This window comes from Sulfitobacter sp. UBA1132 (assembly GCF_002311545.1).
Classification (GTDB): Bacteria; Pseudomonadota; Alphaproteobacteria; order Rhodobacterales; family Rhodobacteraceae; genus Sulfitobacter; species Sulfitobacter pontiacus.
In genome coordinates, this window is sequence record NZ_DCAN01000004.1 from 44,277 (window position 1) to 58,582 (window position 14,306).

Annotated in this window: 17 protein-coding genes; 8 read left to right on the forward strand and 9 right to left on the reverse strand. The window is 58.9% G+C overall.

What is annotated here, in order from left to right; genetic code table 11:
- Nucleotides 1–12: 12 nt before the first annotated feature.
- The 3 genes from mnmE to B4F27_RS01180 all read right to left on the reverse strand — a co-directional run bounded on the left by mnmE (nucleotide 13) and on the right by B4F27_RS01180 (nucleotide 3,174).
- On the reverse strand, nucleotides 13–1,299 hold the full coding sequence (gene mnmE / locus B4F27_RS01170; protein ID WP_074636661.1) for a tRNA uridine-5-carboxymethylaminomethyl(34) synthesis GTPase MnmE: 1,287 nt from the start codon (nucleotides 1,297–1,299) through the stop codon (nucleotides 13–15).
- 30 nt (nucleotides 1,300–1,329) lie between these two features.
- Nucleotides 1,330–2,601, reverse strand: coding sequence for a transcription termination factor Rho (rho, locus tag B4F27_RS01175; RefSeq protein ID WP_005850767.1), 1,272 nt, complete (start codon nucleotides 2,599–2,601; stop codon nucleotides 1,330–1,332).
- Nucleotides 2,602–2,724: 123 nt separating this feature from the next.
- Nucleotides 2,725–3,174 carry a CopD family protein gene (locus B4F27_RS01180; protein WP_286758641.1) on the reverse strand — a complete coding sequence of 150 codons (450 nt, stop codon included), beginning with the start codon at nucleotides 3,172–3,174 and terminating at the stop codon, nucleotides 2,725–2,727.
- Between the two features lie 404 nt (nucleotides 3,175–3,578).
- Here B4F27_RS01180 and B4F27_RS01185 point away from each other — a divergent pair, with 404 nt between their 5' ends.
- The 4 genes from B4F27_RS01185 to dnaQ are packed head-to-tail and all read left to right on the forward strand — an operon-like array spanning nucleotide 3,579 to nucleotide 6,277.
- On the forward strand, nucleotides 3,579–4,178 hold the full coding sequence (locus tag B4F27_RS01185) for a Maf family protein (RefSeq protein ID WP_037965696.1): 600 nt from the start codon (nucleotides 3,579–3,581) through the stop codon (nucleotides 4,176–4,178).
- Entirely contained in the window at nucleotides 4,175–5,008 is an 834-nt protein-coding gene (locus B4F27_RS01190; RefSeq protein WP_286758642.1) for a shikimate dehydrogenase, read from the forward strand. Before B4F27_RS01185 ends, B4F27_RS01190 begins: the two co-directional genes overlap by 4 nt.
- Nucleotides 5,008–5,598 (forward strand): dephospho-CoA kinase, encoded by a 591-nt coding sequence (coaE, locus tag B4F27_RS01195; RefSeq protein ID WP_005850759.1) that lies wholly within the window; start codon nucleotides 5,008–5,010, stop codon nucleotides 5,596–5,598. Before B4F27_RS01190 ends, coaE begins: the two co-directional genes overlap by 1 nt.
- Nucleotides 5,591–6,277, forward strand: a complete 687-nt coding sequence (gene dnaQ / locus B4F27_RS01200; protein ID WP_009825707.1) for a DNA polymerase III subunit epsilon — start codon at nucleotides 5,591–5,593, stop codon at nucleotides 6,275–6,277. Before coaE ends, dnaQ begins: the two co-directional genes overlap by 8 nt.
- On the opposite strand, the gene secB is transcribed toward dnaQ, so the two are convergent.
- Nucleotides 6,274–6,765 (reverse strand): protein-export chaperone SecB, encoded by a 492-nt coding sequence (secB, locus tag B4F27_RS01205; RefSeq protein ID WP_286758643.1) that lies wholly within the window; start codon nucleotides 6,763–6,765, stop codon nucleotides 6,274–6,276. The genes dnaQ and secB overlap by 4 nt on opposite strands.
- Nucleotides 6,766–6,882: 117 nt before the next feature.
- Complete coding sequence (locus B4F27_RS01210) at nucleotides 6,883–7,377, reverse strand: FxsA family protein (protein ID WP_064217231.1); 495 nt, start codon at nucleotides 7,375–7,377, stop codon at nucleotides 6,883–6,885.
- 102 nt (nucleotides 7,378–7,479) lie between these two features.
- Between B4F27_RS01210 and B4F27_RS01215 the strand changes: the two genes are divergently transcribed.
- The 3 genes from B4F27_RS01215 to B4F27_RS01225 are packed head-to-tail and all read left to right on the forward strand — an operon-like array spanning nucleotide 7,480 to nucleotide 9,769.
- Nucleotides 7,480–8,139 (forward strand): Tim44/TimA family putative adaptor protein, encoded by a 660-nt coding sequence (locus B4F27_RS01215; protein ID WP_005850752.1) that lies wholly within the window; start codon nucleotides 7,480–7,482, stop codon nucleotides 8,137–8,139.
- Between the two features lie 38 nt (nucleotides 8,140–8,177).
- Nucleotides 8,178–9,173, forward strand: coding sequence for a murein transglycosylase A (locus B4F27_RS01220; protein ID WP_005850750.1), 996 nt, complete (start codon nucleotides 8,178–8,180; stop codon nucleotides 9,171–9,173).
- Nucleotides 9,170–9,769, forward strand: coding sequence for a Smr/MutS family protein (locus B4F27_RS01225; RefSeq protein WP_074636654.1), 600 nt, complete (start codon nucleotides 9,170–9,172; stop codon nucleotides 9,767–9,769). The genes B4F27_RS01220 and B4F27_RS01225 overlap by 4 nt, the downstream gene beginning before the upstream one ends.
- On the opposite strand, the gene B4F27_RS01230 is transcribed toward B4F27_RS01225, so the two are convergent.
- The 3 genes from B4F27_RS01230 to hslV are packed head-to-tail and all read right to left on the reverse strand — an operon-like array spanning nucleotide 9,766 to nucleotide 12,895.
- Nucleotides 9,766–10,995, reverse strand: a complete 1,230-nt coding sequence (locus B4F27_RS01230; protein WP_286758644.1) for an MFS transporter — start codon at nucleotides 10,993–10,995, stop codon at nucleotides 9,766–9,768. The genes B4F27_RS01225 and B4F27_RS01230 overlap by 4 nt on opposite strands.
- Before the next feature lie 38 nt (nucleotides 10,996–11,033).
- Nucleotides 11,034–12,341 (reverse strand): ATP-dependent protease ATPase subunit HslU, encoded by a 1,308-nt coding sequence (gene hslU / locus B4F27_RS01235; protein ID WP_009825703.1) that lies wholly within the window; start codon nucleotides 12,339–12,341, stop codon nucleotides 11,034–11,036.
- Nucleotides 12,338–12,895 carry an ATP-dependent protease subunit HslV gene (gene hslV / locus B4F27_RS01240; RefSeq protein WP_005850743.1) on the reverse strand — a complete coding sequence of 186 codons (558 nt, stop codon included), beginning with the start codon at nucleotides 12,893–12,895 and terminating at the stop codon, nucleotides 12,338–12,340. Before hslV ends, hslU begins: the two co-directional genes overlap by 4 nt.
- Before the next feature lie 74 nt (nucleotides 12,896–12,969).
- Here hslV and B4F27_RS01245 point away from each other — a divergent pair, with 74 nt between their 5' ends.
- Nucleotides 12,970–13,935: a phosphotransferase gene (locus B4F27_RS01245; protein ID WP_286758645.1), complete on the forward strand. Its 966-nt coding sequence runs from the start codon at nucleotides 12,970–12,972 to the stop codon at nucleotides 13,933–13,935.
- Between the two features lie 36 nt (nucleotides 13,936–13,971).
- Here B4F27_RS01245 and trxA read toward each other — a convergent pair whose 3' ends face one another.
- Complete coding sequence (gene trxA / locus B4F27_RS01250) at nucleotides 13,972–14,292, reverse strand: thioredoxin (RefSeq protein ID WP_005850739.1); 321 nt, start codon at nucleotides 14,290–14,292, stop codon at nucleotides 13,972–13,974.
- Nucleotides 14,293–14,306 lie beyond the last annotated feature (14 nt).

Genomic DNA, 14,306 nt, shown 5'->3' on the forward strand with positions numbered 1-14,306 from the left:
GAAACACTCCATCTATTTTCCCAAGCAAAAGCTCGAAAAGATTACATCCAGCAGGTTCTCAACGTCAATTCGGCCTACCAGCGCCTCAAGTGCGCGAATCGAATGGCGCAGTTCTTCTGATGCTATATCATATTGATCGGGCCCGTGATCCAGAACCAACATCGCAGCGGCTAATCCCTCGGCTGATTTCTGCAATGCAACGCGGTGACGTTCGTGCGTCGCAAGGCCGGCATTCAGACTTCGCGCGCCAAGGATGGCCTGTATTCTTTCTATCAGCTGCGGTACGCCCTGCCCTGTCACACCAGATATAGCGTCGTCCGCGCTATCGCGTAAGTCAGCCTTTGGTCGCAGGACGATATCATCCGCAACTGCGGCAACAGGCAGATCCTCACCCTCTTCACTCAAAAACACGCGCAGGTCAGCTTGCTCGCCGCGGGTTTTCGCGCGGTCGATCCCGATGGATTCGACCTCGTCCGCCCCCTCGCGCAAGCCTGCCGTATCCAGCAAGGTCACCGGCAGGCCACCAAGGTCCATCCGGACCTCGATCACGTCGCGCGTCGTACCCGCCACGGCAGAGGTGATCGCTGCATCGCGCCCCGCCAATGCGTTCAACAAAGTCGATTTCCCGGCATTGGGTCGGCCGATGATCGCGACCTCAAAACCCGTTCGGATACGTTCGGCCGTATGGGTACCGGCGATTTCAGCCAGAATATCGGCGTTCACCGCATTCAGCAGTTCCGTAACCTCGGGCGAGACGTCGACGGGAACGTCTTCATCCGCGAAATCGATGGTCACCTCAAGCAGAGCGGCCGCTCGGATCAGTTTTTCGCGCCAGATATCGACCTTTTGACCCAAGTGCCCGGACAAAACGCGCAATGCTTGTTTTCGCTGGGCTTCGGTCTCTGCCTCGATGAGGTCACCCAAGCCTTCAACCTGCGTGAGATCCAGCTTGCCATTCTCCATCGCACGGCGGGTAAATTCGCCCGGCTCGGCAAGGCGCGTGCCGTTAAAACCAGAGAGCAGCGACAGCACCGCACGCACCACCGCGATGCTGCCATGCAAATGAAGCTCGACCGTATCTTCGCCGGTAAAGCTGTTCGGGCCTTCGAAAGTCAGGACAAGGGCACGATCAATGACCTGCCCATCGGCGTCACTAATTGCCCGCACGGCGGCCAGCCGCGGGGCGGGCAATGGCTGCGCGATGGTTTCAGCGATAAAAAACGCCTGCGGGCCCGAGATACGAATGACGCAAACACCGGCCCGCCCCTGCGCTGTGGCTTGGGCGAATATCGTATCCATATCAGTTAACCCACTGATTTAAGTGAATATTTAGCTATTCATTGAGTCGAAGAAATCGGAGTTCGTCTTGGTTTGCTTCAACTTCCCGATCAGGAATTCAATCGCATCCGTCGTGCCCATCGGGTTCAGAATGCGACGCAATACAAAGGTCTTTTGCAGATCGTTTTTGTCGACCAGCAGATCCTCTTTCCGCGTACCGGACTTGAGAATATCAATCGCAGGGAAGACCCGCTTGTCCGCAATCTTGCGATCCAGCACGATTTCAGAGTTACCAGTCCCTTTGAATTCTTCAAAGATCACCTCGTCCATGCGGCTGCCGGTGTCGATCAGCGCGGTGGCGATAATGGTCAGCGACCCACCCTCTTCGATGTTCCGCGCGGCGCCGAAGAAACGTTTGGGGCGTTGCAGCGCGTTGGCATCAACACCACCGGTCAGAACCTTACCCGACGACGGCACAACAGTGTTGAACGCACGGCCCAGACGGGTGATCGAATCCAGCAAGATCACAACGTCGCGCTTATGCTCGACCAGACGTTTCGCCTTTTCGATGACCATTTCCGACACGGCCACGTGGCGCGTTGCAGGCTCGTCGAAGGTCGAAGAAACAACCTCCCCTTTGACACTACGCTGCATATCAGTGACTTCTTCGGGGCGTTCGTCAATCAGCAGAACGATCAAGTAGCACTCGGGGTGGTTCTGTTCGATCGAATTCGCGATGTTTTGCAGCAGAACCGTTTTACCGGTCCGTGGCGGCGCCACGATCAAGCAGCGCTGTCCCTTACCGATGGGCGATACCAGATCGATGATACGCGACGACCGGTCCTTGATCGTCGGATCATCGACTTCCATCGTCAGACGTTCATCGGGGTAAAGCGGCGTCAGGTTTTCAAAGGCCACCTTGTGGCGCGCTTTTTCCGGCTCTTCAAAGTTGATCTTGGTGACATCTGTCAGCGCGAAATACCGCTCCGCATCATCTGGCGCCTTGATCAGACCTTCGATTGTGTCGCCGGTGCGCAGCGAGTGCTGGCGGATCATCTCGGGCGAGACGTAAATGTCGTCGGGGCCCGGCAGATAGTTCGCTTCGGGCGACCGCAGGAAGCCAAACCCGTCCTGCAACACTTCCAGCACACCATCGCCCGAGATTTCCCAGCCTTCATCCGCACGTTCGCGCAGGATCTGGAACATCATTTCGCCTTTACGCATGGTCGATGCGTTTTCGATCTCAAGCTCTTCGGCCATCGCCAGAAGATTCTTGGGCGTCTGCGCCTTTAGATCGGCAAGGTTAAGTGTTTCAGTTGTCATGAAAATATCCTGTTCCGATCCCGGAATGCGGGCGGGTCGTGTCATAAAAATGGGCAGATGTATACGGTCCCCGGACGGGGTGCAGGAAACACATACTCAGAATGGCGGGTTTCGTCAATCAGCTTAGAATTTCACGACGACCGAGACTACAATGATGATCATCAGCAGCGTCGGGACCTCGTTCATGATCCGGTAACGTTTACCGCTCAGCCGGTTCTCCCCCGCTGCAAAGGCCTTCACACGCCCGACAAGCCACCCGTGGAACCCTGTCATCGCAAATACGCTTGCCCCCTTCGTCCAGGGCCACACAGCGGCCCAGTCGACGATGCCCGGTGTGAACACCAGCGCGAGCCCGAAAATCCACGTGCCGATCATCGCCGGGCGCATGATCACGGTGGCAAGCTTGAACTCCATCATCTTGAAAAGATCGTGGGTCTGGCCGCTTTGGCCCACCTGCTCTGTATGATGCACGAGAAGCCGCGGCAGATAGAACAGCGCCGCCATCCACGAAATGACCGAGATAATATGAAGCGATTTTACCCAAGGATAGGCGATGGCAAGCAAGTCGGTCATGTCACACTCCGGTTGGTGCCTTCTTACTAATATAAATAAGAAAAGAAGAAAGATGATGATGTAAGTAGGGAGATCATTTTCTGTGGATTACTGTTTTGTACCTCGATTTATCCACCTGTGCATGTTGTGAATCCCGTATCGATGATAACTCGGCGCCGCGCGGATAAATTCACCCTTTTTCAAATACTTAAATAAAAAAATTTCAGGGGATAAACTGTGTAGCTTTGTGGATAAGCTTGGGATTAACTCCGTTCAGGGGGTTTGCGATTTATCCTTATGCCGCGCCGTATAAAGCTGGAATTTCCCGCTGGCAGGCAGGGGTTTTCCCGACGCTTTTGCGCACTCTCGCCATTCGGGGGAAAAATCCCTAAGAACTTCCTAGCGTCGCACACAGGTTTATCCCCATGCCCCAACGTTTCATCCTCGCCTCCGGGTCGTCGATCCGGTCACAACTGCTGCAACAGGCCTGCGTCCCCCATGAGGTGAGCGTGGCGCGCATTGATGAACAAATGATTAAGATGGCCCTGCTGGCAGAGCAGGCACCCCCTCGCGACATCGCCGATACATTGGCCGAGATGAAAGCCCGCAAAGTCAGCGACAAGACCCCGGGCGCCTTGGTGATGGGCTGTGATCAGGTGCTCGACCATCGCGGGACGCTACTGTCAAAACCCGCCACGCCAGACGAGGCGATTGCCCAGCTGAAATCCCTGCGCGGCGATCGCCATAGTTTGCTATCCGCCGCCGTGATCGTGGAGGATGGCAAACCGATCTGGCGTCACGTGGGTCAGGTGCGGCTGCGCATGCGAGATGCGTCGGACAGTTATATAGAGGAGTATGTCGCGCGGAACTGGGACAGTATCCAACATGCGGTCGGCGCCTATAAACTAGAAGAGGAAGGCGTCAGGCTGTTCAGCGGCATTGAAGGGGATTACTTTAATGTCCTAGGGTTACCCCTGCTTGAACTGTTGAATTATCTGACGCTACGGGGGGATCTATCCGCATGAGCTTGGCTAAAATACCGCTGGCAGGTGTGATCGGATCGCCGATCGCCCATTCAAAATCCCCGCAGATCCACGGGCACTGGCTGAAAACGCTTGGGCTGCAAGGGGCCTATATCCCCCTGCACGTCGAACCCGAAGACCTGCGCCAAGTGCTTGAGACGATGCCGAAAATGGGGTTCATCGGGGCCAATGTCACGATCCCCCATAAAGAAGCGGTGATCGAGATCGCAGATATCATCACAGACCGCGCCGCGATGATTGGGGCCGTGAATACGATCACCTTCCGCGCAGACGGTAAAATTCAGGGCGATAATACGGACGGTTACGGGTTTATTGAAAATCTCAAGGCAGGCGCGCCGGATTGGGTGCCGGGTAATGGCCCCGCCTGCGTCTTTGGTGCCGGTGGCGCCGCGCGGGCCGTGATCTCTTCGCTACTGGACGCCGGCGTGCCCGAGATCCTGCTCGCCAATCGCACCCGTGTGCGGGCCGAACGGTTGCGGTCGGTCTTTGGCAACCGTGTGACGGTCTATGACTGGTCGCAGGCGGGGACAATGGTCAGCCATGCCGGCCTCGTGGTGAACACGACGTCGCTGGGGATGATCGGAAAACCCGAGCTGCGCGTGCCGCTTGATGGGTTGCGCGCCGATACCGTGGTTACAGATCTGGTCTATGCGCCGTTGAAAACCACGCTTCTGGCAACCGCAGAGGCGGCAGGATGCGTCACTGTTGACGGTTTAGGCATGCTTTTGCATCAGGCGGTGCCGGGGTTCGAACGGTGGTTTGGCGCGCGGCCGACGGTGGACCATGAAACACGTCTGGCGGCGTTGCGCTGATGTTTCTTCTGGGTCTGACCGGGTCGATCGGTATGGGGAAATCGACCACCGCACAAATGTTCGCTGATCTTGGCTGCGCCGTCTGGGATGCGGATGCCGCCGTGCATCGGCTCTATGCCAAGGGGGGGGCCGCCGTCGCAGCGTTTCAGGAAACGCTGCCCGATGCGGTGGTTGCGGGCGAAGTGTCGCGGCCCGCGCTCAAAAGCCTGATTGATGCGGACCCCACCGTATTGAAAACGATCGAAAGCATCGTGCATCCGCTGGTCGGCGAAGATCGCGCGGCCTTTCTGGCGGAAACAAAGGCCAAGATCGTCGTGCTCGACATCCCGTTGATTTTTGAAACCGGTGGTGACAAACGCATGGACGCGGTGGCCTGTGTCACGGTCTCGGCTGACATCCAGCAAAAGCGCGTGATGGCGCGCGGGACGATGACGCTGGAACAGTTCGAAAACATCCGCGCCAAACAGATGCCAAACGATGAAAAATGCGCTTTGGCCGATTATGTGATTGAAACAGACACCCTGCCCCACGCCCGCGCGCAGGTGGAGGCTGTCATCGAGGATATCAAAGGAAAGCTGTCCCATGCGTGAGATCGTACTGGATACGGAAACCACCGGATTCGACCCTGAAAGCGGCGATAGGATCGTTGAAATCGGTGCGGTTGAACTGATGGGTCACGTGGCGACCGGCAATACCTATCACCAGTATATCAACCCCGAACGCAGCATGCCCGCCGAAGCCTTCGAGGTGCACGGGCTGGGGGACGAGTTTTTGCGCGACAAACCCAAGTTTGCGCAGATCGGGCAGGATTTTCTGGATTTCATCGGTGATTCAAAGCTGGTGATCCACAACGCCGCCTTCGATATCAAGTTTCTGAACGCGGAATTGAAATGGATGGGGCTGCCCCAGATCCCGTGGGAACAGGCGCTTGATACGCTGGCCATCGCGCGCAAACGCTTTCCGGGTTCGCCCGCGTCGCTGGATGCGCTATGCCGCCGCTTTGGCATCGACAACACGTCGCGGACGCTTCACGGTGCTTTGCTTGACAGTGAAATTCTGGCGGATGTCTATCTAGAGCTGATCGGCGGGCGGCAACCGGACTTTGGCCTGTCGACCAAACCGGAAAAGAAAGAGGGCGACACCACCCCCGATTGGACGCCAAAACCGCGCCCGACGCCCCTGCCCTCGCGGATTACCCCGCAAGAGGCCGCCGCCCATACCGAATTTGTCGATAAACTGGGCGACAGCGCTGTGTGGAAGACGCTTTAGGCGTCCGCTTTTTGCGTATTCTCGGCCTGACGGCGCGCGATCTCGTTGCGATACAGCGCAACAAAGTCGATGTTTTCGAGGTTCAGCGGCGGGAAGCCACCGTCGCGGGTCACATCGCTGACAACGCGGCGCAGGAACGGGAAGATCATGCGCGGGCATTCAATCAGCAGGAATGGGTGCATCTGGTCTTCGGGCACGTTTTCAACGTGGAAGATACCGACATAGTCGATTTCCAGCAGGAACAGCGTCGCGTCGCCGCCTTTGGCTTTTGACGTGACCTGAAGCTTAATCGCGGATTCATACTGGTTATCAGCCGACCGCTTTTTCGCATCCAGATTGACCTGAACCTGAACGTCGGGCTGTACATCTGTCGGCGCGCCTTTTTGCGCCATGATGTTTTCAAAGGACATATCACGGATGAACTGACCCAGAATGCGCATCTGCGGCTGTGCGGCCTGGGTCGGTTGTGTTGCTTCTTCTTCAGCCATTTAAAGGCTCCTTAAGACAATAAACTCATTTAGTCGGGCTTATCAGATCGCCTTGCCGCGCTCAATGGCCCGCATCAAATGGCCTGAAGTCAGTGGCTCGCAGTCAATGCCCCGTCGTCAATGATCGGTCCAGCCAGAGGGGCGTTTGGGCCCGCGGTCCTGTTCCGACAGCTCGTGGTATTCGCCATCGATCACATCCCCCTGCATCGGACGATGGGGTTGCGGGCGTCGTGGCCCTGCGGTGCCGCCCATATGGACGCTGCTCACGTTGACCTTGCTGCGTGCGGCTTTGAACGCAGCGGTACGCACGCCGGGGATCAGCAGGGCAAAGCCCAGGGCATCGGTGAAAAACCCCGGTGTCAGCAGCAACGCGCCGGCAAACAGGATCATCGCGCCATGCACCAGCGGTTCGGTCGGATCACGGACTTCGGACAGGGACGATTTGATCTGGCCAAGCGCCAGCGCACCCTGAGCGCGCATCAGATAGGTGCCGATGATCGCGGTAGAAACAACAATCGCCAGTGTCCAGCCGAGGCCAATTGCCCCACCCACCTGAATGAACAACGTTATTTCTATCAACGGTACGGCAATAAAAGCCAAAAACAGCCACATGGCATGCGTCCTTTCCTATGGGCCAGAGTGGACTTGGCCCGGTTCACACCCTACATAGGGGCACTAGACCGACGTTTCCATGTTTCTCAGCACGAGGTACCTATGAATTCGCCCATGATACAGCTTCTGGTACTGGCCGCTATTGCCGTGTTCCTGATCCTGCGGCTCAAGAATGTGCTTGGCACACGCACCGGTTTTGAAAAACCGGCCGAGGTCAGCGAGAAACCCGAACGCCCCAGCGGCCCCGCGTTCGAAGTTATCGAAGGTGGCCCTGATCTGGATATCACCGATCACGCGCCCGAAGGGTCCGATACCGCGCTCGCCCTGGCCGAGATGAAGCGTGTCGAGCCCTCCTTTGGGGTCAGCGACTTTCTGGGCGGTGCCCGCGGTGCCTACGAGATGATCGTGATGGGCTACGAACACGGTAATCTGGACGAGATCAAACCCTTCCTTTCAGAAGACATCTACGAAAGCTTTGTCGAAGGCGTTGCCGCGCGTGAAGATCAGGGCCTGACCGTGGAAAGCCACTTTATCGGCATCCGCGAGATGGAGCTTGAGAACGCCACGATGGACAAGACCACCAACGAGGCAGAGCTGACGATCCGTTTCGTGGCCGAGCTGACGTCGGTCGTGAAAGACCGCGATGGTGAAATCGTCGAAGGCAGCACGACAGAGGTCAATCGTCAAAAAGACACATGGGTGTTTGCCCGTGTCATGGGCTCGGATGATCCAAATTGGCTGCTCGTTTCTACAGACGGTTAAAACGTGCCTGTGCGGGTGCATTGCTGTGGGCGGGCCTGATGGCGCCGCCCGCTTCTGCGACAGATGTGTCCTATTCGATCCTGTCGTTCGACCAGCTTGAGGGGTGGGAAACCGACGATCACGCCGCCGCCCTGCGCGCGTTTCTGAATACCTGCGGTGATATGAAGGATGTCGATTGGCGCAACATCTGCGCCTATGCCAGATCCGACCCCGACCCGCGCCAGTTCTTTGAACTTCTGTTCCGGCCAGTGTTGATCGAGGACGGAAACGAGGCGATGTTCACGGGCTATTTCGAACCTGAACTTGATGGCGATCTCTACCCCTCCGACCGCTACCGCTATCCGGTCTATGCCATGCCGCCAGAGGCGAAGGCGAACAACCCGTGGTTGACCCGCCGCGACATTCTGGATACCGACGTGATGAAGGGCCGCGGTCTTGAGATCGCCTATGTCGACGACCCGGTCGAACTTTTCTTTCTGCAAATCCAAGGCTCTGGCCGCATCAGGCTGCCCGATGGCAATTATCTGCGCGTGGGTTACCGCGGTGCGAACGGCCACCCGTACCGGTCGATCGGCGTCGAACTGGTGCGCCGCGGCGTCTATGACCCGCATCAGGTAAGCGCAGAGGTGATCAAGAACTGGGTCCGTCGTAACCCCGAAGACGGGCGCGAGCTGCTGTACCACAACCCGTCCTATGTGTTCTTTCGCGAGGTCAATCAGGTGCCCGCCGATCAGGGGCCGCTTGGCGCGATGAACCGGTCGGTGACCACCCTGCGCACTGTCGCTGTGGACCCCAAGTTTGTACCGCTCGGCGCCCCTGTCTGGATCGAAAAAGAGGGCAAGGAACCGATGCACCGCTTGATGATCGCGCAGGATACCGGGTCGGCGATCAAGGGCGCGCAACGGGCGGATGTGTTCTTTGGCACCGGCGACAAGGCGGGGCGTGCCGCGGGCAAGCTGCGTGATCCGGGGCGGATGATGGTCCTGATGCCGATCCAGCGCGCCTATGCGCTTTTGCCGGAGCCGCTGCTATGAGCCGCAAGCGTCTGGATAAGGATGATCTATCGCTTTGGAAAAAGGTGACAGAGCGGACGGAAAAGCTCGACGTTGACAAGCTGTTTCGCGCCGAGATCGACGGCACCTCCCCGATCCACGGCCCCACGCCAACACCGCCGCAAATCCGCAAGCGCAGCTCTGTCGTCATGGGCAAGCCCGATCCCAAGCCGCGGCGAAACACCCATGATCTGATGCCCTCCCTGCCCGATCAGCTGCGTCAGGCACCGGTGCAGATGGATTCAAAGGCGTTTGGCAAGCTCAAGCGGGGCAAGATGCGCCCCGAGGGTCGCATCGACCTTCACGGTATGACGCTGGACCGCGCGCACCCTGCGCTGACCAAGTTCATTCTGGGCTCGCATGCCAAGGGGCGGCGCCTTGTCTTGGTGATCACCGGCAAAGGCAAGATGCGCGACGAAGGCGGCCCGATCCCCGTGCGCCACGGTGTGCTGCGTCATCAGGTGCCGCAATGGCTGGCGATGCCGCCGCTGTCGTCAGCGGTGCTTCAGGTCAGTCAGGCGCATATCAGCCACGGCGGCGGCGGCGCCTATTACGTCTATCTGCGGCGTCACCGTTAGGCCGTGACAGGCGCGACCAACCGCTTGCGATAGCGCAACACCCCGACAGTCGCCATGATCGCGGCCACGGCATAGTAGATCGCGATCGGGATCATCTGCTGCGGGAAATCAACGCCCAGATCAATGAACAGCCCCGTCACCCCCGGCCCGATGGCCGACCCGAACACCATCAGCGCGGCGCCCACGGCCTTGATCGACCCGATATAGCGCGTGCCATAGAATTCGGCCCAGAAAACCGAGGTCGCGGTCGCCTGCATCCCCTGCCCCACGCCAAAGATCATCAACCCGACCCCCGCCATCGCAATCGTATCGGCAAAGGCGAGCACGGCGAAAGACAGCGCGAAAGGCAGCATTTGCACCGGCGCGACCCGCGTCACGCCAAACCGGTCGATTGCCCAGCCCGACACAAAGGTCGAGACCACGGATGTCACCGTATAAAGCGGCATCAGCGCGACAAAGCTGACCAGCGTCCAGCCCTTCACTTCTGTCAGATGGACCTGCTGAAAGAACAGCGCCGTCCCCCACGCCGGAGGACCGATCACCAGCGGGATCATCAGCCAGAACAACCCGTGACGGATCATCTGCATCCGCGTCCAGTGCTGCCCGTCCATCCCCGCCGATTGCGTGCTTTGTGCCATGGATTGCGGCGTACGCTCTTGCCGCAGCAGCAGTAGCATCACCGGCATGGTGATCAGCACCAAAGCGGCGGCCAGCACCCAAAGGCTGCGCCAGTGAAAGCTTGCGAAAAGGGCGACGAAGACGACAGGCAATATCGCCTGACCCGCCGCAAAGCCCATAGACGACAGCGACAGCGCCTTGCCCCGTGCGGCTTCGAACCAGCGCACCATGGCCACGGCCCCAAGCTGGGACATCATCCCCTGCCCGGTCAGACGCAGCGCATAGATGACAAAGATCAGCGCGATCCAGTTCGGCACAGCGGCCATCGCCAGACAGGCGCCCGCCAGCGCGACCATTACCCAGAAGGATAGACGGCGCACCCGAAACCGGTCTGTCAGCACACCCGCCCAGATCATCGTGATCGCCGAGAGCGTCGTGCCAATGGTATAGATCCCGCCCCATTGACCGTCAGACAGCCCGAAACTGCCCTTAATCTCGCCCGCGAAAAGCGAGATGAAATAGGTCTGCCCATAGGCCGAGGTAAATGTCAGCAGGAAACCCGCCAACAAGAACACCCAATTGGCGCGGATAAATCTGAAGTATGCCATGCGCCATCCTTCTCAGGCGCATGGCAGATTGAAAAGCCCTAAAGAACGTAGCGTGACAGATCGGTGGATCGTGTCAGTTCGCCCAGGTTCTTCTCGACGAAATCGCCGTCGACGGTGATCTTTTCGCCGGTACGATCCGGCGCGCTGAACGACAGCTCTTCAAAGACACGCTCCATCACGGTGTATAGCCGGCGCGCGCCGATATTCTCGATCGACTGGTTCACGTCGGCGGCGATCTTGGCCAGCGCCTTGATACCTTCGTCGGTGAATGTGACCTCGACCTCTTCGGTGCCCATCAACGCCGTATATTGCAGCGTCAGCGCATTGTCGGTCTCGGTCAGGATGCGAACGAAATCATCTTCCGTCAGCGCGCGCAGCTCGACGCGGATCGGCAAGCGGCCCTGCAATTCGGGCAACAGGTCGGACGGCTTGGCAATGTGGAAGGCGCCCGAGGCGATAAACAGGATATGATCCGTTTTCACCGGTCCGTGTTTTGTCGATACGGTGGTGCCTTCGATCAGGGGCAGCAGGTCGCGCTGCACGCCTTCACGGCTGACATCGCCGCCACGCGCGTCAGAGCGGGCGCACACCTTGTCGATCTCGTCCAGAAAGACGATGCCGTTCTGCTCTACCGCTTCGATCGCGGCGCGGTTGACGGTCTCGTCATCCAGCAGCTTGTCGGCCTCTTCGCTGATCAGCACCTCGTAGCTTTCGGCGACTGACAGGCGTTTCTTGACCGTCCGGCCGCCCATGGCTTTGCCAAAAAGATCGCCAAGGTTCATCATCCCCATACCGCCGCCGGGTTGTCCGGGGATATCCATAGCCGGAAACGGGCTAGAGGTATCGGCGACTTCAAGCTCGATCATCGTATCGTCCAGCTCGCCCGCTTTCAGCTTCTTGCGGAACATATCGCGGGTGCCTTCGCGGGCGTCCTTGCCCGCAATCGCGTCAACAACGCGTTCTTCGGCGGCCTTATGCGCGCTGACCTTCACGTCTTCGCGCATGTATTCGCGGGTCATGACGATGGCGCTGTCTACCAGATCACGGATGATCTGTTCCACATCGCGGCCGACATAGCCGACTTCGGTGAATTTCGTCGCCTCGACCTTGAGAAAAGGGGCCCGCGCCAGTTTTGCCAAGCGGCGGCTGATCTCGGTCTTGCCCACGCCGGTGGGTCCGATCATCAGGATGTTCTTGGGGTAGACTTCGTCGCGCAGATCATCGCCCAACTGCTTGCGGCGCCAGCGGTTGCGCAGCGCCACAGCAACGGCGCGCTTGGCGTCGTTCTGGCCGATGATAAAACGGTCAAGTTCAGAGACGATTTCGCGGGGGGTCAGATCGGTCATTGTGTGATTTTCTCCACCGTGAGGTTACCATTGGTATAAACGCAGATGTCCGAGGCGATCTTCATCGCATCCCGCGCGACGGTTTCAGCGTCGCGGTCGCTGTCCATCATGCCGCGCGCCGCGGCCAGCGCGTAATTCCCGCCCGACCCGATGGCCGCGACAGAATGTTCAGGCTCCAGCACGTCACCCGCGCCGGTGATCACCAGCAGCTCGCGCCCGTCTGACACGATCAGCATCGCTTCGAGCTTTTGCAGGTATTTGTCGGTGCGCCAGTCTTTGGCAAGCTCGACACTGGCACGCGCCAACTGCCCGGGCGTGGCTTCAAGCTTGGCTTCAAGCCGTTCCAGCAGCGTGAAAGCATCAGCAGTCGATCCGGCAAAGCCCGCCACAACGTCAAACCCGCCGGGGCTGAGCCGGCGCACCTTGCGTGCGGTTCCTTTGATCACGGTTTGGCCAAGGCTGACCTGACCGTCGCCCGCGATCACGACTTCGCCGTCTTTCTTCACACCGATGATGGTGGTCCCGTGCCAGCCGGGGAATTCTTGCTTTGACATGTAGCCTCCATAGTTCAAACCTATATGAAAACCCCGCCGCTGTTTCGCAAGGCTAATGTCCCGAAAGGATTTGAATGCCACCGGTAGACGACCTGAAAACCAAGGGATTTCAGATATTTGAGCGATTGGCGGCCAAGGCGGGGATTGCGCCTGAAACCTGTACCTGCGGGGCCGAGTGGATCAAGGATGACAGCAACCAGCGCCAGATCGTGCAGCGCTATGACGGGCGTGACGGGGGCTCTGTCGTGCTTAAGCACGTGGCCCGTCCGTGGGATACCGACAGGTTCACCGCGATGCTTGCGGCCCATCAGGCAGCCTATGACGCGCTCGACGGCGTGCCCGGCTATAGCGTGCCACAGATCCTCGCGGCGGAGGCGGGCCAGCAGGCCTATCTGATGCGCTTTGCCAAGGGCGACACGTTTCTGGACCTGTGCCGGCAGACAGAGGATCACACCCCCTTGCTGCGACGGGCGGGCGGCTGGCTGGCGGCGTTTCACGGGGCCACTTTGCAGGGCACCCATCCGTTTCAGCCGCGGTTCATGGTCAATCACCTGCACCGTCTGGTGGCGCGTGTTGAAAGCGGGGCGCGTCGGATCAACGGCAAGCAACGTTTTGCAGCCTATGCGGGCCGTATCGCGGAATACGCGCCGCAGGCCCAAGGGCACGCGGGCCAGATCGCGGCGAAACATGGCGACTTGAACGGGTATAATCTGGTGATGGCACCCGACGAGACGGCAGCGTTCGATTTTTCAGCGACCACACCGTCGCCCGTGGGCTATGACATCGCGCGGCTGCTGCAAGGCTATACTCAGATGGTCGGCGACCTTGATGCCTTGCCCAAAGGCCATAGCGTTCCCCCCGCCGCCTGGGACGCGTTCTTTGAAGGATACACGCTGGTGCCGCCCGATGATCCCACGGTGCACTTCCTGACGCGGGTGCAGATCCTGACAGACTGGAACCGGATTCAAGAACATGGATCTATCGCCAATGTCATGCGGTTCGAGCGGATCAAAAAAATAGCGCGCCAAGCTTTTGCCTGACGCGCTATTGAATGTGCTTGCTGCGGGTGCGGCAGCTTAGATCGACTCTTCGATCCAGCCTTGCAGCGCGGCCTTGGGGCGGGCGCCAGCCAGGTTCGAGACGACTTCGCCGTTCTTGAAGATGAACAGGGCAGGGATGCCGCGCACACCCATCTGGGCTGGGCTGTTCGGGTTCTCGTCAACGTTGACTTTGACGATCTTTACCTTGCCGTCCATCTCGGAGGAAAGTTCCTCGAGCGCGGGGCCGATCTGCTTACAGGGGCCGCACCACTCAGCCCAGAAATCCACCACAACGGGGATATCGGAATTCTTAACTTCTGCGTCGAATGTTGCGTCTGTGACTGCGACGGTTGCCATGTTGCTGCTCCTGC